The organism is Bacillus sp. S/N-304-OC-R1 (assembly GCF_019749375.1).
Lineage (GTDB): Bacteria > Bacillota > Bacilli > Bacillales > Cytobacillaceae > Cytobacillus.
Genome location: NZ_JACWFE010000005.1, coordinates 128,445 through 148,095 on the forward strand (window position 1 = coordinate 128,445; position 19,651 = coordinate 148,095).

15 protein-coding genes are annotated in these 19,651 nt (G+C 37.6%); 8 read left to right on the top strand and 7 right to left on the bottom strand.

Annotation, left to right across the window (positions count from 1 at the left end; translation table 11 throughout):
- Nucleotides 1–97 precede the first annotated feature (97 nt).
- The gene (locus tag H0173_RS07875) at nt 98–2,209 is read right to left on the bottom strand and encodes a GAF domain-containing protein (RefSeq protein ID WP_221845807.1); all 2,112 of its coding nucleotides are present in this window, start codon (nt 2,207–2,209) and stop codon (nt 98–100) included.
- A gap of 165 nt (nt 2,210–2,374) precedes the next feature.
- Here H0173_RS07875 and H0173_RS07880 point away from each other — a divergent pair, with 165 nt between their 5' ends.
- The 3 genes from H0173_RS07880 to H0173_RS07890 all read left to right on the top strand — a co-directional run bounded on the left by H0173_RS07880 (nt 2,375) and on the right by H0173_RS07890 (nt 6,280).
- On the top strand, nt 2,375–3,553 hold the full coding sequence (locus tag H0173_RS07880; RefSeq protein WP_221845808.1) for a M20 family metallopeptidase: 1,179 nt from the start codon (nt 2,375–2,377) through the stop codon (nt 3,551–3,553).
- 216 nt (nt 3,554–3,769) lie between these two features.
- Complete coding sequence (locus H0173_RS07885) at nt 3,770–4,963, top strand: hypothetical protein (RefSeq protein ID WP_221845809.1); 1,194 nt, start codon at nt 3,770–3,772, stop codon at nt 4,961–4,963.
- A gap of 87 nt (nt 4,964–5,050) precedes the next feature.
- Nucleotides 5,051–6,280 (top strand): Zn-dependent hydrolase, encoded by a 1,230-nt coding sequence (locus tag H0173_RS07890; RefSeq protein ID WP_221845810.1) that lies wholly within the window; start codon nt 5,051–5,053, stop codon nt 6,278–6,280.
- A gap of 315 nt (nt 6,281–6,595) precedes the next feature.
- Here H0173_RS07890 and H0173_RS07895 read toward each other — a convergent pair whose 3' ends face one another.
- On the bottom strand, nt 6,596–7,546 hold the full coding sequence (locus H0173_RS07895) for a DMT family transporter (RefSeq protein ID WP_221845811.1): 951 nt from the start codon (nt 7,544–7,546) through the stop codon (nt 6,596–6,598).
- Between the two features lie 120 nt (nt 7,547–7,666).
- Between H0173_RS07895 and pdxR the strand changes: the two genes are divergently transcribed.
- Both pdxR and dpaL read left to right on the top strand, forming a co-directional pair.
- Nucleotides 7,667–9,055 (top strand): MocR-like pyridoxine biosynthesis transcription factor PdxR, encoded by a 1,389-nt coding sequence (gene pdxR, locus H0173_RS07900; RefSeq protein ID WP_221845812.1) that lies wholly within the window; start codon nt 7,667–7,669, stop codon nt 9,053–9,055.
- 96 nt (nt 9,056–9,151) lie between these two features.
- Complete coding sequence (gene dpaL / locus H0173_RS07905) at nt 9,152–10,372, top strand: diaminopropionate ammonia-lyase (RefSeq protein WP_221845813.1); 1,221 nt, start codon at nt 9,152–9,154, stop codon at nt 10,370–10,372.
- 41 nt (nt 10,373–10,413) lie between these two features.
- Here the strand turns inward: dpaL and H0173_RS07910 are convergent, their stop codons facing one another.
- A complete protein-coding gene (locus H0173_RS07910) occupies nt 10,414–10,986 on the bottom strand; it encodes a hypothetical protein (protein ID WP_221845814.1) in 573 nt (190 codons plus the stop codon).
- Nucleotides 10,979–11,746, bottom strand: coding sequence for a hypothetical protein (locus tag H0173_RS07915; RefSeq protein WP_221845815.1), 768 nt, complete (start codon nt 11,744–11,746; stop codon nt 10,979–10,981). The genes H0173_RS07910 and H0173_RS07915 overlap by 8 nt, the downstream gene beginning before the upstream one ends.
- A 292-nt stretch (nt 11,747–12,038) precedes the next feature.
- Between H0173_RS07915 and H0173_RS07920 the strand changes: the two genes are divergently transcribed.
- The 3 genes from H0173_RS07920 to H0173_RS07930 all read left to right on the top strand — a co-directional run bounded on the left by H0173_RS07920 (nt 12,039) and on the right by H0173_RS07930 (nt 15,533).
- Nucleotides 12,039–12,797: an NRDE family protein gene (locus H0173_RS07920; protein ID WP_221845816.1), complete on the top strand. Its 759-nt coding sequence runs from the start codon at nt 12,039–12,041 to the stop codon at nt 12,795–12,797.
- 137 nt (nt 12,798–12,934) lie between these two features.
- Nucleotides 12,935–13,918 carry a diaminopimelate dehydrogenase gene (locus H0173_RS07925; protein WP_221845817.1) on the top strand — a complete coding sequence of 328 codons (984 nt, stop codon included), beginning with the start codon at nt 12,935–12,937 and terminating at the stop codon, nt 13,916–13,918.
- Nucleotides 13,919–14,078: 160 nt separating this feature from the next.
- On the top strand, nt 14,079–15,533 hold the full coding sequence (locus tag H0173_RS07930; RefSeq protein WP_221845818.1) for a PstS family phosphate ABC transporter substrate-binding protein: 1,455 nt from the start codon (nt 14,079–14,081) through the stop codon (nt 15,531–15,533).
- 44 nt (nt 15,534–15,577) lie between these two features.
- Here H0173_RS07930 and H0173_RS07935 read toward each other — a convergent pair whose 3' ends face one another.
- The 3 genes from H0173_RS07935 to H0173_RS07945 all read right to left on the bottom strand — a co-directional run bounded on the left by H0173_RS07935 (nt 15,578) and on the right by H0173_RS07945 (nt 19,447).
- Nucleotides 15,578–16,804, bottom strand: a complete 1,227-nt coding sequence (locus tag H0173_RS07935) for a PucR family transcriptional regulator (protein ID WP_221845819.1) — start codon at nt 16,802–16,804, stop codon at nt 15,578–15,580.
- A 156-nt stretch (nt 16,805–16,960) separates the two neighbouring features.
- Entirely contained in the window at nt 16,961–18,505 is a 1,545-nt protein-coding gene (pruA, locus tag H0173_RS07940) for an L-glutamate gamma-semialdehyde dehydrogenase (protein ID WP_221845820.1), read from the bottom strand.
- Between the two features lie 24 nt (nt 18,506–18,529).
- A complete protein-coding gene (locus H0173_RS07945; RefSeq protein WP_221845821.1) occupies nt 18,530–19,447 on the bottom strand; it encodes a proline dehydrogenase family protein in 918 nt (305 codons plus the stop codon).
- Nucleotides 19,448–19,651 lie beyond the last annotated feature (204 nt).

Sequence of the window (19,651 nt, forward strand, 5' to 3'; positions counted from 1 at the left end):
TAATGAATATTCAGAATTTTGTACAGAGAAAATCGCAAAAAAGTGCCTCCCTATATAACATATGTCAATTAGTCATTAGGGCAAGCACTCTTTTTAATTATTCTAGATGAGAGAAATTTTCATGGAGATGACAGGCTAATAGGATTTGTAAATAATCATCTGGATCATTGAAATCAAGCTGAAGTAATTCCTCAATCTTTTTAATGCGGTTGTAGAGCGTATTTTTATGAACATGAAGCTTTTCTGAAGTGTCGATAATAGATTTGTTCCATTTAATATACGTAAAAAGGGTATTCTCCAGATCATTGTTCATAGCTTTTTCTGTCCGCAATGGAGCTAAAATATCATTAGCAAACCGCTCAATTTCTGGAGAGGGCTGAGCAAGAAATAACCGGTTAATTCCCATTTTTTTATAATTCATAATTCCTGTTTTATGCCTGCTAATTAAATAGGATAGAGATTTTTGTGCTTCATCAAAGCATTTAGCTATGGCAAGAATTCCTTTATGTGAAGAGCTTAATCCGGCATAAAGAGGGATATCCTCTTGATTTCCCCACTTAACTAAAAGAGAGTCAAGCATCATGGCTACTTCATCGATCTCTTTTGGATCTTTAGTTGAGAAAAGTATCGTAACTTTGTTGTGAAATCCGAATACGATTGTCCCTTTTTCGTGTATTCTCCGTTTAATCCGTGAAATAAGTCGATGAATGACAGCTTCTAATATTTGCAGATCTGTATATGAGACGATTTCGAGCTGCATAACAGAGAAGTAGGAATTCGTATTTAAACCTAGTGATTCTCCAATCTCCTCTAAAACAAGAGGATCTTTATTTTTTAGCAGGACATTAAATACTTCCTGCGTTTTTTTATAATAGACTTCTGCCTGGGTTTTCTGCTTTGTCAATTCTAGCGCGAGGACAGAGCTTGCCTGTTCAATTGTCATTTTATCCTGTGAAGAAATGGACCTTAGCATCGGAATAATGAAGCAGCCGAGTGAAACTCTATCCGAGAGAATTGGGTATATATAATATTTGATTTCACGTTCATCATGAATTTCTATAAAGAATGGTTTCGTTTTTGTTCGTAGAATATAGGCAAATTCATCAGTGCTTAAATATGGGTATTGGACGGCCTTTTTAGGCAGGAGCTCAGAGTCTAAGTTATCAAAAAAGAAAATTTCACTATTCATCATGTGATTTAATTCCCTAATAATGTATTCCACGCTTTTATTTTGCAGGGATAGACGAGTTAGTGTTTCATGTATATCGGCCCTTCTTAAAAGCAGCTTGTTTTTCTCCTCTAAGCGTTTAGTTAATTCAGTAATTTCCTCTAATTGCTCATTCTTTTCCTTATAAAGCTTTGCATTGTGGATAGCGATGGCAGCCTGTGCCGCAAAGCCTTCTAATAAACGAAGATCATCCTCACTTAATCTGCCTTTCGCTCCATATTGATGAACAGTCATTACACCAATTGGTTGCCCATCCAGCATAAGCGGAACTGAAATGAGAGATTTTAATTTGGTATGATCACTTGCACTCTGGATATTATTGAAGTTTTCCTTCGATAGAGTTTCCATTCCTTCATAGATTTCAGATTTAGAATAAAAAATGACTGGCTTTCCATCTCTAAATACTTTACCTGTTATGGATTCTCCACTTTTTATCCGGATGGCTTGCAGCTTATTGTTAAATCCAATGGCTGATTTAACAGTTAATTCCTTTGTTCTGTCATTTGCCAGCTGTACATACCCTGCATCGGCAGCTCGTATAACACTTAGGGCATGGGTCACAATTTTGTCCAATACTTCATCAATTTCCAAAGATGAGGTGATCGAGAGAATACTGTCAATGATATTAGTTAGCTCACTCTCTTTTGAAGTAATCCGATTTTCTAGTTCAATAATTGAGAATAAAAGAAATAGTTCGTCCAGTTCTCCTTCTGTGAAAGGAAAATCGGGATCTGCGAGACAGAAATGAACTAGATTTTTTTCAGAATAAATAAATGAATAGATCACGCAATTCGGACATGATTTAGTTATAAACCTCTTGTTTACAGTGCTAGTTATATCAGGGATCTCACATTCACTCATGTTTCCATGTGAATATAGTAACTGTGGCTTCAGATTTATATTAGGAGAATAATAAATTTTATACGCAATTTCATTAAACCTCTTTTCTAGAAAAGAAGATAAATAAGGATTGTTAACCAAGTGAACACCTCCTAATGGACTATTATACAATAACCATTCCTAATTATTGTACAAATGAACATTGAAGTAATTTTCAGATATTTTATTATATTCATTATAGAAAAAACAACCGTAAAATTTTATTTTGGAAAAGTATTTCAAAAAATATTTAAGGAGTGAATGAAAATGAATAAGTTTTTTGAGCTATTAGACCAGGCTTACGATGAAATGGTAGAAATCCGCAGATATTTACATCAAAATCCAGAGTTATCTTTCCAAGAAGAGAACACACCAAAATATATTGCCGAATACCATGAAAAATTAGGACATGAGGTTCGCACAGGAGTTGGCGGACGCGGAGTTGTTGCAACATTGCGCGGAGGAAAGCCTGGCCAGACAGTGGCTTTAAGAGCTGACTTTGATGCATTGCCAATTCATGAGGAAACGGATGTACCTTTCAAGTCTAAAGTAGATGGAGTTATGCATGCATGCGGCCATGATAGCCATACAGCCACACTTCTTGTCCTAGCAAAGGTTTTAAATAGCATGAAGGATGAAATTGAAGGAAATGTAGTATTTATCCATCAGCATGCTGAAGAGGTACTGCCTGGCGGTGCGATTGCGATGATTGAAGATGGCTGTTTAGATGGGGTAGATGTTATCTTTGGTCAGCATATTTGGTCACTAAATCCGGTTGGAACGATTGAATATCGTCAAGGCCCAGTGATGGCTGCATCAGACTTCTTTAATGTAAAAATTCAAGGTAGAGGCGGACACGGTTCACAGCCGCATAAAACAAAGGACAGTGTCGTAATTGGCGCTCAATTAGTAGGAAATATCCAGCAAATTGTTTCACGCAGAGTAGATCCTCTTGATTCAGCCGTTATTTCAATTGGATCATTTGAGGCAAAAAACGCACCTAATGTTATAGCGGATAGTGCAACACTTTCTGGAACGGTCAGAACTTTTAAGGAAGAAACACGCGAATTTATTATAGAGGAAATTGAGCGAATTATTAAAGGTACGTGTCTAACTGGAAATGTAGATTACGTATATAACTACCAAAAGGGATACCCTGCAGTAGTAAATCCTCAGGAAGAAATGGAATTTGTTGCAGAGATTGCAAAAGGAGTTCCTGGAGTTACATCTGTTGAGGAATGTGTTCCACATATGGGTGGAGAGGACTTTGCTTATTATCTTCAAAAGGTAAAAGGAGCGTTTTTCTTCACAGGCGGACAAAATCCAGAATGGAAAGAAACGTACCCGCACCATCATCCGAAATTTGATATTGATGAAAAAGGAATGCTGATTGCAGCTAAAACTTTAGGTGCTGCGACATTAACGTATTTGAAGAATAATAATTAATCTATTAAAATAGCGTACCTGGCTTTGGCAGAGGGATCAAAGTCGGGTACGAGAATAGGTCTTTTTCAGAGTTAATTATTTGAATTTTTCATCATTTTAACACTTCAAAGCTTTAGTAAATTAAACCAATATGCAAAATAATCTTTTAATTGAATTTTTCTGATGATATTATACTGATATAATTTTTAGAATATTAAATGAAAGGAAGGGATTCACATGTCTCAAATGTTAGCCCTAGCAATTCTTACACTTATACTATTTATCGGAGACATTATAGCAACTCGAACAAAAGCGTGGGTTCCTTCTGTGTTTGTTTGTGCAGTGCTATTTCTAGCAGGATACTGGACATTCTTCCCTAAGGATATTGTGTCAATTGCGGGTGTGCCACCTGTAGTAGCAACAATGATTATTTATATTATTATCACCAATATGGGAACTTTGCTTTCTCTTAAGGAATTAATGAAACAATGGAAAACCATTGTCATTGCTTTAGCCGGTATTGTTGGAATTATCGCGATTCTATTTAGTATCGGAACACTAATTTTCGGCTTTAAAACGGTAGTTGTTGCCATTCCACCGTTAGTTGGCGGTTTAGTATCGGCCTTAATTATGTCAGACGGTGCTAAAGAGGCTGGTTTAACTAATTTATCTGTATTTGCCATCGTGATTTACGTTGTACAAGGATTTGCGGGTTATCCGTTAACATCGATTGTATTGAGAAAAGAAGGAAGAAGACTTCTTGAGAAGTTTCGTAAAGGTGAACTAGAGGTTAAAGAAGAGGAAAGCACTAATTCACAATCAAAAGAGCGAACAGAGCTTAAGCTATTCAAAAATATGCCTGCGAAATATAATACAGACTACTTTAAATTCTTTAGATTGGCTGTAGTGGGTTTAATTGCTTACTATGTATCAACTTTACTTGCGCCAATCGCATCAATTAGCCCGTTTGTTCTCTGTCTTGTATTCGGTGTTATCGGAAGAAGCATCGGATTCCTTGAAAAGCAAACATTGCAAAAGGCAAATGGTTTTGGGCTAGGAATTATGATTCTAATGCTCTTTATTTTCGACGGTTTAAAAATCGCGACACCAGGTATGATGCTTGAAATTCTCTATCCGCTTATTGGCTGTATTATTCTTGCCGTTATAGGGATGTATATCTTCTCTTTCTTTATCGGGAAGGTATTAAAGGTAAGTAAGGAAATGGCCTTTGCTGTATCATTAACAGCTCTATATGGATTTCCAGCTGACTATATAATTACAAACGAGGTCATTAAATCCCTAACAGCAGATGAAAAAGAACGTGAAGCCTTAATTAGCCATATGCTGCCCCCAATGCTAGTCGGCGGTTTTATAACCGTTACAATGGTTTCAGTTGTTTTAGCAGGTATTTTCGTAGGATTCTTAAAATAATATATTTATACGAAACTAGCGGTTCTATGGATTTCCAGAGCCGCTAGTATTATTCTTATTAAAAATGATAGAAAGCGGGGGAATCACATGAATAAGTCCAAACAGAGGATTGAAGATCATATCAACGCTTTGAGCCAGTTTACGGCAACTCCTGGGAAAGGAGTAACCCGACTAACTTATAGTGAAGAGGATTTACAGGCACGTAATTATATTAAAGCTGCTATGAAAGAATATGGTTTGGATGTCCGTGAAGATGGTTTAGGAAATATTTTTGGCAAGCTGGAAGGCAGTTTGAAGGATGCCCCAAGCGTTATTGTCGGTTCTCATTTTGATTCCGTCCCAAATGGCGGGGCATATGATGGAACTGCTGGGGTTGTAGCAGGATTGGAAGTAGCTGCCCTTTTTAAAGAAAATAATGTTAAGCCAACATATCCATTGGAAGTTATTGCGATGATTGAAGAGGAAGGCTCACGTTTTGGTGGTGGCTTAATGGGCTCTAGAGCGATCATCGGGACTTTAAGTGTGGAGGATTTTGGAAATTTAAAGGATGCAGACGGTATTTCAACTGTTGAAGCGATGAAGAAAATCGGATTGAATTCTTCCTTGGAGAAACAAAGAGATCCAAAAACAATGAAGGCTTTCTTAGAGCTGCATATTGAACAAGGACCAATTCTAGAAGAATCTAACATTCCAATTGGAGTAGTTGAAGCTATTGTAGGTTTAACCCAACTGGAAGTAACGATTGAAGGGCAAGCTGGCCATGCAGGCACAACGCCAATGAATCGCAGATCGGATGCACTTGTAGCGGCAGCAAAAATCATCGCTCAATTACCTGACCTTGCATATGAAGAGGGGAAAGGAACAGTTATTACAACGGGCCGCCTCAATGTGTTTCCAAACGGAGCTAATGTCATCCCAGATAGGGTTATTTTCACAATCGACATCCGCTCAGGAAATGAAGAAAACGTTCTTAATGTGTTAGAAAAAGTAAAACAACTTATTGGATGGTATGAAAATGAGGGCATTCGCACATCTGTTAAACAGCAACTATACATTCAGCCAAAAGCATTGAGTAAAAATGTACGATCACTTTTAAAAGAAAAGAGCGAGGAATTAGGAATCGCGTATTGCTCCATTAATAGCGGTGCTGGCCATGATGCTATGGTTTTTTCAGATGTGACAGAAGTTGGAATGATTTTTGTACCGAGCAAGGACGGACTAAGTCATTGCCCAGAGGAATGGTCTGATTCACAGCACTTAGCCGATGGGATTCAGATCTTATTTGAAGCGGCTAAGAGTTTGACAGAGGCGGAGTAAGTAGAAATTAAAGGATCCGCCAAAATGGAGGTTCATCACATTTTGGCGGATTTTTTTCATATGCAATTTAGGATAGAGTGTGGAGTTTTGCATTTGCAGTAGGGATTTTTGGTCATATTTCTTCTTTTTAGAGTCTTTTTATTCTATTTTCAAGAATTTATCGGCTATATTCCGTAATATATCCGCTACTTTCGAGATATATCCGCGCCTTTCGGAATATATCCGCAACTTTCGGAAAATATCCGCACCTTCCAGAATATATCCGCGCCTTTCGAGATATATCCGCGCCTTTCCAGAAATATCCGCGCCCCTGCCTTATGACATGAACGACTTTTCCGATATGTTTTCAATATTAATAGATTGATTTACCTCCCTCTCCGGCAGAGAAAGCAGGACAACAGCAGCGACAATAAACACCCCACCAGCTAATTGATAAACCCCAAATGTTTCATTTAGCCAAATAATCGAAACAACCGCAGCTACAAGGGGCTCAATACTTGATAATAAACTAGATTCTGCTGCAGATAGATATTTTAAGCTGCCAATGTAGAGGATGAAGGAAAACGTTCCAACTAAAATAGTTAAAAATAACATTGAGCCAGTTGAAAAAGTTAAAGCATTTTCGACATCATGGAAGCTAAATTGCGGACTGAAAAGAAATAACGCAATACCCCCGATCAACATTCCCCAGCCAATAATGACTAACGTTCCCCATTCTGTAATTAAGTTTTTCGGCTGAATCGTATAAAAAGCAAATCCGACCGCTGTTAAAATTCCAAAAATAATCGCTTCCCGAGTAAGAACTATATTTTCTAATGAACCGTTAGTTATTAACAAGAAGACTCCTGCTAATGCAGCCATTATCGCAATAAACTGAACCATCGACGGCAGTTTCTTCACTTGGAAAGAAACATAAATGGTAATCAGAATAGGGGCTAAAAACTGGAACAACGTGGCGGTAACAGCATTGCTGACATAAACAGCTTCAATAAATGCATATTGAGCGCCGAGCATCCCAAGTGTACCGAAAACGATTAGCCCCATCCAGTGGCGGGGATGCTTCCAAATACTAAAAATATCTTTTTTAGCAATAACTAAGAAACCTAAAATGAGAAAGCCTGCCATTAGCAGACGAACGATTAAAAAATCGATTGAAGATAGTTTTGTATTTTGGAAAAGCCATTGAATCATCGGTCCGGAAAATCCCCATAATGTGGCGCCGCTAATAATCATCAGCAGACCTAGATGTCTTGGTTTCACGAACATTTACCTCCTAAACAAAATCCCTTGATTTTCATTAAATAGAATGCTATTGATAGAGGTATTATATAAGTCAACTGATACTAATGAAAGTATCAGTTTTTAAAATGGGGATGGGATCAGTTTATGCCGGAGCTTACACCAAAGCTGGATTTGAATAATGAAATGCCATTATATATCCAATTATATGAATATATTAAAAGTGAAATAAAAAAGGGGAAGTTGCAGCCAAATATGAAGCTGCCATCAAAGCGCAAGCTATCCCGTTATTTAGGCATTAGCCAGAATACAATTGAGAATGCCTATTCGCAGCTTATTGCTGAAGGCTATATAGAGGCACTGTCACGCAAAGGCTATTTTGTCTGTAATATTGAGCAAGAATTAATATTTCAAGAAAAACAGCTCAACAAGGATATCCCAGAAAAGCTATTTTATGATCCAACTTATCACTTTGATTTTTCTCATACAGGAGTGGACAGCGGAGCGTTTCCATATGCAGTCTTTAGAAAGCTGACGAATGAAGTAATCCGGCCAGAAAATGAGCAAATATTAAGAATTGGCCATCCACAAGGAGAGTTCAAACTCCGTGAAACAATTGCAAAATATTTATTTCATTCCCGTGGCGTTTATTGCTCGCCAAGTCAAATTGTCATTGGTGCTGGGTCACACTATTTGTATCGATTATTATTTCAGCTGCTTGCCGGGAGCCGTTTTGCAGTGGAAGACCCAGGGTATCAGCGGAGATTTGTTATTTTTGAAAAGGGGGAAGAAAATGTAGAGATGATCCCGCTGGATAAGGAGGGGATTATGGTCTCTCATTTAGAGAAAACTACTGCCAATGCTGTATTTGTTACACCGTCCCACCATTTTCCTTGTGGATTGGTTATGCCGATTTCAAGGAGGATGCAGTTATTAAAGTGGGCAGAAGAAAGAGAAGATAGGTTCATTATTGAAGACGATTACGACAGCGAATTCCGTTATTCAGGTAAGCCAATACCAGCGTTACAGGGAATGGATCGTGATGGAAAAGTAATTTATATGGGGACTTTTTCAAAGGCGTTGATTCCGTCATTACGAATTAGCTATCTCGTACTTCCAATGCTGCTTATTAAAAAATATCAGGAAGAATTTTTCATATACAGTCAAACAGTATCGCGGATCGATCAAGAAATATTAGCGAAGTTTATTGTAGAAGGATACTGGGAGAAGCATATCAATAAAATGCGGGTTGTTTACCATCGAAAACGTAATGAGCTAGTAGCCGCTATTTCTTCATTTTTCCCAAATTCTGCTGAAATCATTGGACAGGATTCCGGTCTGCATGTATTGGTTCGTGTTCACAACGGGATGAATGAGCAAGAGCTAGTTGCAGAGGCATTAAAATATAACATAAAAGTATATCCTGTATCGGCCTACGGAAAGAGTGATAATAAGACTATTCTACTTGGCTTTGGAATCATGCCTGAGGAAGAAATTTCGCAAGGCATTCAGCTTCTATCGAAGGCTTGGTTGTGACATTTGGCATCTGTCGGGTTATTGGGCAGATGCCTTATTTTTTGGTGGAGGAGCTTTCATTAAGATGTCGAATTAATAATGCAGGGGGGATGGAGTATGCAGAAAACAGTAAATACTGAAATACATTGGGTTAAAAATCAACATTTCTTGCCTGAATATAATGAGGAAGAATTGTCTTTTTTTCAAGACGAGGAAATACATAAAGTTCATGAGTTTCAAAAAACACATAAGGTATATACGAAAACACCTTTGTACCAACTGAGAAACCTAGCAAAACATTTGGGTGTTGCTGATTTTAGAGTTAAAGATGAATCCCAGCGTTTTGGTCTTAATGCGTTTAAGGTGATGGGTGGAATTTATGCAGTTGGCAAGTATTTAGCTGAGCTACTCGGAGAAAGCATAGAAAATTTATCGTTTGCCGAATTGCAATCGCCAAGGGTAAAGGAAAAGCTAGGGGAGTTAACTTTTATTTCTGCGACAGATGGGAATCATGGCCGTGGTGTCGCATGGGCTGCAAGAGAACTCGGCCAGAAATCGGTTATTTATTTGCCTAAAGGTTCGTCATCACAGCGTCTAGAAGCAATCAGGAATGAAGGGGCTGAAGCGGATATAACTCAACTAAACTATGATGATACCGTAAGATTATGTGCTGATCTTGCTAGTGAAAATGGATGGATCATGGTTCAGGATACTGCATGGGAAGGCTATGATCATATTCCGCTTTGGATTATGCAGGGATATGCATCAATGGCTAAAGAAATAGTAGAGGATATAAATGAGGATAACGGGCAGTCGCCTAGCCATATTTTTCTTCAAGCAGGTGTTGGTTCTTTTGCTGCGGCGATAGCGGGGTATATGGTCCAGCATTATAGAGATAACCCGCCGAAAATCATTGTAGTTGAACCCGATCAGGCAGATTGCTACTATCGTTCTTTTTCAAGCGCTGAAGGAAAACGGGAAAAAGTCACAGGAGATATGAATACGATCATGGCTGGTCTTGCTTGCGGAGAACCAAATACACGAGCATTTCGAATTCTGAGGCAATATGCTTTAGGCGCATTTTCCTGTCCTGACAGTATTGCCGCACTCGGAATGCGAGTGTATGGTAATCCATTGAAGAATGACCCTCGTGTCGTTTCGGGAGAATCTGGTGCAGTTACGCTTGGGCTCCTCTATTATTTGCGAAAAAATAATCCTCAAATCTGTGAAGAACTGCTTCTAAACTCACAATCTCGTGTTCTTCTCATAAGCACGGAAGGAGATACGGATGCTCAAGATTATCAAAGAGTAGTTTGGGAGGGACATTGTCCATTATGAAAAAAATACTGCCAAGTTAATTATAGTAACTGGGCAGTATTTTACAGGACCATAAATCTTTTTCTAAAGCGCCTTAGTAAAACAAGGATAATGATTTCTATAATGATGGTTACCAAAGCACTTATGATAATGATTAAAAACGATTTCGATTCATCTGCATTCCATACAAATGGCATGGCAGCTAATGCAGCAAGTGTACCAATGATATAAATGCGCAATCCTTTTTTCGCACTTTCTTGAAGATGGAAAAACTCCTCTTTTTCCGCCACAACAATGAGCCCTTGAACTGCATATATGATTAAAAATAAATGCAGAATGCTGTGGATTGTTTGAGTAAGCAAGCTAAATAGCGTTATGTTTGAAATTCCGAATTCCTCCATTGGTATCGGGGGATTTATAAAGACGATCACTAAAGATGATAGTGCTAATAGAATGCCGAAAACTTTAGCCTTTGAAAAATACGAGGAGTGAGGCTGAAGCTGACTTAAGCCAGAAACGACTATTAAATACCCGATGATATCCGGTAATAAATCGAAATAAACAATATTTAAGTCAACTAGGACAAAGATCAATCCCCAAAAGATTTTGTTAATGGAAAAAGGTATGTTAGTCATTTCGGCCCTCCTGAACTATTGCTTTTAAGTCTTTCTTATCAAGATAGGGCCGATAGTTAAGATTTAAGGTATCTGTGAATTTCTGCCCGCCATCGCCTATTCCCTGCAAACTCACATCAAAATCATAGAAGTTCAAGCGATTTTCGTCATTTTCTGGAAAGGTGAATTGATATCTTACGGAAAGGAGTTCTTCTGATCTTATTTTCAATGGAAATAGTTCTGCTGATGGTGGTTCTCCTGTATCTTGAAGAATTTCCGGAACCGGTTGATTTAAAAAATCCTGAAGTTCTACCCCATTGCTATTAAGCTTTAAAGAAAGTGTGTTTGTTAATTCCTCTGCATATGGGATATTTAAACTAGTAATCTCTACATCCTGTAATGCTTTAAAAATATGGTATCCAGTGTGGTCACTCGAGCTGCCACTGCTCAGTGATGATAAGGCTCGATCCAGGTGCTGATATAAGGTAACTTCACCGACATCCAATTCTATGCTTTCACCATTTGCAAGATGGGCAATAATTTTATTAAAGCTCCTATTTTGAGCCATAAAGGTTTCGTCCAACTTAAGATAATAGGTTTTTAATTTGTACTGACCAATCGTTTGGCCGTGAGAAGGTCCTTCGTACAAAGGAGAATAAAACATTTCGTCAATCTCAGGGATGGATATCGATTGAATTTCTAGATTATCGCTGCGGTTATCAATATAATATAAATTCAGCATGGATAAATTAGAAGGTAAATAATAGTAGTGCTTTAACATAATTGGCTTCTCCAACTGGTTCGAGACAAATACCAGGTAATTTCCTATTATACTTATGAATACGGCAGCCACCCCACCAAATAACAAATACTTATTAATTTTCATCACGTATTCCTTTCGATAAAATGTCATTATAATATTTGTATATTCCATTTAAAATGTTATTTTCCTTGTTTTAATGAAAAATGGGTAATTTGGTTTCATATTTATTGAGAAACTATAAAAAAGAGATTTCGTTGATGTGCTCTCTTTCATCCAAATAAATGATTAATCGAACAAAGGAGGTTAATAAATGTGTCTTATTCTATTTGCATTTAAAGTCCATCCCACATACAAACTCATCGTTGCAGCGAACCGGGATGAATATTACGCGAGACCAACGGCAGCGGCGCATTTTTGGGAAGATGAACCGCAAATTTTAGCTGGACGTGATCTTGAAAAATTGGGAACTTGGATGGGGGTCACAAAAACTGGCAGGTTTGCTGCCCTCACGAATTACAGGGATCCAAAGGAAAACGCAACCAGCAAGCAAACACGTGGAGAATTAGTAGCAGGATTTTTAAAAAGCGATGAAAAACCAGAAGAGTATCTTCAAAAAGCAGCACTTCAAGCAAAAATGTACCCAGGCTACAATTTATTAGTTGGCGATGGGGAAGAGCTATACTACTATTCAAACATCCAGAATGAAATCAAAAAGCTTGAACCTGGCATCTATGGAGTCAGTAACCATCTGTTAAACACAAATTGGCCAAAAGTTAAAAGTGGAAAAGAGGGATTATCGGCAATCTCGGACCAAAAAAATAATAATTTGACGGATGAGCTATTCAAACTTCTGCAAAATACTGACCAAGCACCAGATGATTTCCTACCAAACACCGGCGTTTCCCTCGAGTGGGAGAGGATTCTTTCTCCGCTTTTTATTAAAAGTGAAGGTTATGGGACAAGAAGTTCAACAGTATTATTGATGAATGGTAGTGATATGACCTACACCGAAAAGGTATTCTCGGCAAACAAGGTAAGCAGACAACAATTTAAAATAGAGTTTTCCTAGAAAATTGGTAGGTTTACCATAAAAAAACTTTAATGTAGTAAAGGTTTTTATATTGTATCTTTTTCTAAAAAAAGGTAAGATGTAAAAATAAAAAGGATGCATCTCCTTATTAATTTCAGCAATGGAGGGATTTCACAATGAGCAATGGAATTAGAGTAGGTATTGTTGGATATGGAAATCTTGGACGTGGAGTTTTAGCTGCAATCGAGCAATGTTCAGATATGCAGGTAGAAGGAATTTTTACTAGAAGATCACCTGAAAGTATTTCCGTTCAAAATGATAGTTTAAAAGTTTTACATATTTCCGAGGCTGAAAATTATAAGGATAAGATTGATGTCATGATTCTTTGTGGTGGTTCAGCGACCGATTTACCTCAGCAAGGACCTGAGTTTGCAAAGCTGTTTAATACAGTTGATAGCTTCGATACACACGCGAAAATTCCAGAATATTTCGATTCGGTTGATAAAGCTGCTAAAGAAAGTGGAAAAACAAGCATTATCTCTGTCGGCTGGGACCCAGGTTTATTCTCAATTAATCGTCTAATGGGAGAAGCGATTTTACCGGCAGGTGAAACATATACATTCTGGGGAAAAGGCGTCAGCCAAGGGCATTCGGATGCGGTTCGCCGAATTGAAGGGGTTAAAGGAGCCGTTCAATATACAGTTCCGATTGAAGAAGCTGTTGAAAAGGTAAGAAGCGGTGCTAATCCGGAACTGACAACTTCTGAAAAGCATTTACGTGTTTGCTATGTTGTGGCAGAAGAAGGCTATGATCAGTCAAAGATTGAAGAAACGATCAAGACGATGCCGAATTATTTTGCTGATTATCATACAGAAGTTCATTTTATCTCTGAAGATGAGCTGAAAGCTAACCATTCGAAGCTTCCACATGGCGGTTTCGTGATTAGAGGCGGACAGACCAATGAAAACAAACAAATTATTGAGTTTTCACTTAACCTCGATAGCAATCCTGAATTTACCTCTAGTGTATTAGTAGCATATGCACGTGCTGCATATCGTTTGAACAAAGAGGGGCAGGCTGGAGCTAAGTCTGTATTTGAAGTAGCGCCAGTTTATCTATCTCCGAAGTCTGCTGAAGAATTAAGAAGAGATTTACTATAATTAGAAGTTTAATATTGGGACGCTGAACCCGTCCCTTTGTCCCGGATGTCATATTTATTATGGCATCTTTTTTTGCATAAAATTTGAAAAGTATATTGTTAAAAAGAATTAAAAAGTGTAAAATTACACTAATTATTTATAGAGGGACGTGTACATACTGATGAAAAAATTAGGGGCGCTGTTTTTATATTTTGGAATTATCCCGTTTGGACTGTCATTTTTAACGATTGTCATTTTAATGAGTGGAATAGATAATGTTATGGTTTCTTCACTTATTCCGCTTATTATAGGCGGCGGCATCATTGGTTTTAATGCTGGTAAAAAGGAAAAACAGAATGAAAAATCATATAGTAGATTATTGCTTTTTTTAATCCCGCTCCTTTATACAGGAATTCTATGGGCGATTTTTATGGTCATTACAGACGGATTTTACGGTTCAGATATATGGCTGTTTTTCGGGATTTCTCATATTGCTTTTGCTCCAATATTTTTAATAGGATCATTCATGGGAGTGGGCGGTCTGTTTATTTGGGCACCATTAGCATATGAGCTTGCGTTTATTTTTGTCTTTATTTTTACGGTGATGGTAAGAAAAGAGCGCCTGATTTTTACTTGGAAGCAGCTCCTAACTATTCTATTAATCTCAATGATTGCATTTGGAACAGGAGCAAACATTCAATGGCAGCGAAGTAAAAACGTTTTACCTTCATATGGATTTGACTACGGGGGAGGTTACTCCAGTACTGACTTGACACCATATTCCGTGACGAATTGGAATAATCGTCTCCCCAAGCTTGATGAAGAAGCAGCATTTAACATAACTGAACGTAAAGATATGCCGATTTTGGATGGGGCTGAGGCGGCTTATCCCGTTTATTCGGCTTTTGCTAACTCAACCTATGAAAATATAGCCAGACTTAATCATTCAGAGGAAATTGTTACCTTTACAAATACGATCTATGCTTATGAACGGCTGCTTTCTGGAGAAATCGATATTTATTTTGGTGCGGAACCTTCGAAATCACAGATCGAAATGGCGAAAAAGGCGGGAAAAGAACTTGTCATGACGCCAATTGGAAAAGAAGCATTTGTTTTCTTCGTTAATCCTGATAATAAGGTTAATAGTTTAACTGTTCCAGAAATTAAAAGCATCTACTCTGGAAAAATAAAAAATTGGTCTGAATTAAATGGAAGTAATGAACGTATTGTTGCCTTTCAGCGGCCTGAAAACTCTGGGAGCCAAACTCTATTAGAAAAAATAATGGGAGATACTCCAATCATGAAGCCACTAAAAGAAGAGGTGCCGAGAGGGATGGGCGGAATTATGGAACAGGTCGCAGATTATCGAAATTACAAAAACGCGATCGGATTTTCCTTCCGTTTCTTCGCCACTGGCATGAACCCAAGTTCTGATATTAAGCTGCTGGCGATTAATGGAGTAGAACCAAATCCGGTCAATATATCAAGTGAAAAATACCCTTTTACCGCTTCACTGTATGCCATTTCGTTAAAGGATAATCAGAAGGAAACGATTCGTCCTTTCTTAGAATGGATGCAAGGTCCTCAAGGACAAAAAATTGTTGAGGAAGTTGGGTATATCAAGCTGCAAAAATAAAGAACACAAACAGATGCCCCATAAAAGGAGGCATCTGTTTGTGTTCATTGTTTCTGTTTCATCAGCTGCAAATCAATAAATAACTGACATCTTAGATTAAAATCATCCAGATCAAGCCCAGTTAATTCCGTTATTTGCTTAATTCTGTATTTTAGTGTGTTAATATGAATAAAAAGCTGATCAGAAGTTTGCTTAAGCCGGCCGTTATTTAATAAGTAAATTTCTAATGTATTGACTAAATCTGTTTGACTTTCTTGATCTTTTCTTTTTAGAATCATCAGATCTTCATTTTGATAATTAATCTGTTTATTGTGTCGGGAAATCGTTTCTAGATAGTGAAAAACTCCAAGCTTTTTATATTCGTATACTTGTTGAGGAGAGCCGAGAAATTTAGCAGAATTGATTACATCAAGAGCCTCATTATAGCTTTGATTCATCTTCATAATAGAAGAATAAGGACGTCCAATGCCGGCAAAAATAGGCTGATTTTTAAATTGACTCACTACTGTATTCGTTAGTTCGTTAGCATTATTCATCAATTGTCTAGTGTTGTCCGAATTACTTCCCATGACCACAATAATCTTCAGCCCATCGCAAAAAAGATGAGAGGGATTTTTAAGAGCGTTGGCAAACAGTCGAACAGTTTCTGTTAGCTCATCGAAAATATCCTCTTCACTTTGCGCTATTGTAAAGACTGTAATTATTGACGAACTTGGAATAATAATATTTTTATTCGCTGCTTCCCATTTCAATTGATTTTCTGATAGATGCACATCATGGATAATTTTTTTGAAAAAGAGGGCTTTTTCTTCATCTTTTTTTAGCTTTTCCTGCATTTTTTGATAAAGAAGCTTGCCAATTTGCAAGGAAACATCAGATAAGAATTGAAGCTCCGTTTCGGTAAGAAGATGATTCGTTTCCTGAATCCAAATATAACCGAGGATTTTATTCTTATGTTTGGCACTCATGACAACCCGCTGATTTAAGCCAATTTCTTTCATTTCCTTTATTCGAAAGGGCTTAGTTTCCATCTTTAACCTATCAACAATTCCTTCATCCATAAATTTTTCCAAAATTGAAATCGGCCAGCGCTTTGAGAAAATGGTTTGTTGGTTCGCATTGTCAAATTGCTCAATATAGAAAGAACTGTAGGCTATTAAAGAAAACTGTTCATTTTCTATAACAACAGGCTTTTTCAAATAGGTACTAATGAGATCGGTAATTTCATCAATGTCAGAAAGAGTTAAAATCTTTTCCAATGGCTGGTTCACTCGGCTTCTCCTTTCTTAAGAATTTTAATCTATATAAAATCTTCGTAAAATATAAACATAAACCTTAGATTCTATCATACTTACATTGAGTATTTCTGTATAGTTTTTTTCGGAAAATAAAAAATCAACCGGCCCGAAAGCCGATTGATTCTATAATTAAAACATCTCAGATGTAGTTTTAGCTTGCATATGAAGAAGAAGGTAATCAGGGCCGCCTGCTTTAGAGTCAGTACCTGACATGTTGAAACCACCGAATGGCTGGTAGCCTACGATCGCACCAGTACAGCCGCGGTTGAAGTAAAGGTTCCCAACATGGAAATCTTCATGTGCTTTTTCAATGTTTTCGCGGTTATTTGTGATAACGGCACCTGTTAAGCCATATTCAGTATTGTTTGCAATTTCGATTGCTTCATCGAAATTCTTCGCTTTTGTAAAGCCAACAACTGGTCCAAAGATTTCTTCTTTCATGATGCGTGCTTCAGGAGAAAGATCAGCGAAAATAGTTGGTTTAATGAAGTAGCCTTTGGAATCGTCTCCTTCGCCGCCTGTCATTAGCTTTCCTTCTTGCTTGCCGATTTCAATGTAGCTCATAATCTTATCGAAAGCACTTTGGTCAATTACAGTTGCCATATAGTTGCTAGGATCTGTTGGATCACCTTGTGTTAACTGATTTGTAAGCTCAACTGCACGATTTAATACTTGATCATATACATCTTCTACAATAACGGCACGTGAACATGCAGAGCATTTTTGGCCAGAGAAGCCAAATGCTGATTTAACGATTGATTGAGCAGCTAATTCTAAGTCTGCCTCTTTATCAACGACAATAGTATCTTTACCGCCCATTTCCGCGATTAGGCGTTTCATCCAAATTTGCCCCTCGTTAATTTTTGATGCACGTTCGAAAATGCGAAGACCGACATCACGAGAACCAGTGAAGGAAATAAAGCGTGTTTTCGGATGATCAACTAAGTAATCGCCAACTTTAGCGCCGCTTCCAGGAACAAAGTTCAGTACGCCAGCAGGAAGTCCAGCCTCTTCCATAACCTCTACGAACTTAGCTGCTACAATTGGTGTTGTAGAAGCAGGTTTTAGAAGAACTGTATTTCCTGTTACGATTGCAGCAACAGTAGTTCCAGCCATGATCGCAAATGGGAAGTTCCAAGGCGAAATAATAATTCCGACACCTAGTGGAATATAATCATAGCGGTTGTATTCGCCAGGACGGCTTTCAACAGGCATACCGTCTTTGATTCGAAGCATTTGACGAGCATAGTATTCTAGGAAATCGATTGCTTCAGCTGTATCAGCATCTGCTTCATTCCATGGCTTACCAGCTTCTTTTGTAAGAAGAGCAGAGAATTCATGCTTGCGGCGGCGAATAATCGCAGCTGCTTTGAATAATACGTCAGCACGCACTTCAGGTTTTACTTTTTTCCAAGATTCGAATGCTGTAACGGCTGCTTGCATCGCTTTTTCAGCTAGATCCTTGCTTGCTTTAGAAACGCTTCCGATTACTTCTTCTTTGTTTGCTGGGTTATAAGAAACGATTTTGCTATCAGTTGTTACTTTTTCATTGCCGATAACAAGAGGATAATCTTGGCCAAGGTAGCCTTCAACTAGTTTAATAGCCTCTAAGTAAGCTTGTTTATTTTCTTCAATTGCAAAATCAGTAAATGGTTCGTGTTTGTATGGAATCATTATATTCGCTCCTTTTGATATAATTTAGCTTTTTACCATGCCTTTGAAGGCAAATGCAATATTGGCTGGTCTTTCTGCTAGTCTTCTCATGAAGTAGCCGTACCAGTCTAAACCGTATGGTACATAGACACGGAATTTATAGCCTTGTTTTGCTAACTCTAATTGAGTTTTATTTCTCATTCCGTAAAGCATTTGGAATTCAAAACGATCATTCGGAATGTTATGCTCATTGGCAAGATTTTTTGTATACTCGATGATGGCATCATCATGCGATGCGATCGCTGTATAGTTGCCGCTTAATAAGCTTTGTTTAATGAGCTTTTTATAGTTCTCATCCACGTCTTTTTTATCAGGATATGCAACATCCGCTGATTCTTTATACGCACCTTTTACAAGACGCAGAAATGGCTGATAGGCACTAAGATCTTTCAAGTCTTGCTCGGTACGATATAGATAGGCTTGAAGAACAGTGCTAACATATGTATATTTCTCTTTTAACTCTTTAAAAATATCAATTGTTGCCTGGCAGCGAGGAACATCCTCCATATCAATCGTCACCATAATTTGATGTTTTTCAGCACGATCTAGGATTCTAGTCATATTTTTCATAACTAATTCACGATCAATGTCAAGTCCAAGAGAAGTCATTTTCAAAGAAACATGTGAATCAAGCTTTTCCTTACTGATCATTTCAATCGTACGAATACATTCTTCTGTACGTTCATTAGCAACCTCAACTGAATCTACGAATTCTCCTAAATGATCGACAGTAACAGATAATCCTTGCATATTTAACTTTCTGATAAATTCGATTGAACTTGGAAAATCAAGACCGCCAATCAATTTACCTTGTGCGAATTTTCCACCGCTTTTTTGAGCAATTCTATTTAAAGTATCGCTTTTAGAAAGAAAGAGGAAAAAGTCTCTAGTAATCGCTTCCAAAAATATTCCACCTCCGTGAATTTAGTGAATGCCTAACATTCCATTAGCTAAGATAAATTCTACAATTGTGTGACAACTGTCTACAATGTTTGTGAAAAACAATAATTGTGCTGTTCTTTTGTCGGTTTTGGACAATGAACTTTATTATTTAAATATTCGGTAAAAAGAGGTATGATAAGAATAACTGAAATTATTTAGGGTTTC

What these genes read in the sequence shown, in the direction of transcription:
- H0173_RS07880 (WP_221845808.1), top strand. Translation starts at nt 2,375, where the DNA reads ATGAATAAGTTTTTTGAGCTATTAGACCAGGCTTACGATGAAATGGTA.
- H0173_RS07885 (WP_221845809.1), top strand. Translation starts at nt 3,770, where the DNA reads ATGTCTCAAATGTTAGCCCTAGCAATTCTTACACTTATACTATTTATC.
- H0173_RS07890 (WP_221845810.1), top strand. Translation starts at nt 5,051, where the DNA reads ATGAATAAGTCCAAACAGAGGATTGAAGATCATATCAACGCTTTGAGC.
- H0173_RS07895 (WP_221845811.1), bottom strand. Translation starts at nt 7,546, where the DNA reads ATGTTCGTGAAACCAAGACATCTAGGTCTGCTGATGATTATTAGCGGC.
- pdxR (WP_221845812.1), top strand. Translation starts at nt 7,667, where the DNA reads ATGCCGGAGCTTACACCAAAGCTGGATTTGAATAATGAAATGCCATTA.
- dpaL (WP_221845813.1), top strand. Translation starts at nt 9,152, where the DNA reads ATGCAGAAAACAGTAAATACTGAAATACATTGGGTTAAAAATCAACAT.
- H0173_RS07910 (WP_221845814.1), bottom strand. Translation starts at nt 10,986, where the DNA reads ATGACTAACATACCTTTTTCCATTAACAAAATCTTTTGGGGATTGATC.
- H0173_RS07915 (WP_221845815.1), bottom strand. Translation starts at nt 11,746, where the DNA reads ATGTTAAAGCACTACTATTATTTACCTTCTAATTTATCCATGCTGAAT.
- H0173_RS07920 (WP_221845816.1), top strand. Translation starts at nt 12,039, where the DNA reads ATGTGTCTTATTCTATTTGCATTTAAAGTCCATCCCACATACAAACTC.
- H0173_RS07925 (WP_221845817.1), top strand. Translation starts at nt 12,935, where the DNA reads ATGAGCAATGGAATTAGAGTAGGTATTGTTGGATATGGAAATCTTGGA.
- H0173_RS07930 (WP_221845818.1), top strand. Translation starts at nt 14,079, where the DNA reads ATGAAAAAATTAGGGGCGCTGTTTTTATATTTTGGAATTATCCCGTTT.
- pruA (WP_221845820.1), bottom strand. Translation starts at nt 18,505, where the DNA reads ATGATTCCATACAAACACGAACCATTTACTGATTTTGCAATTGAAGAA.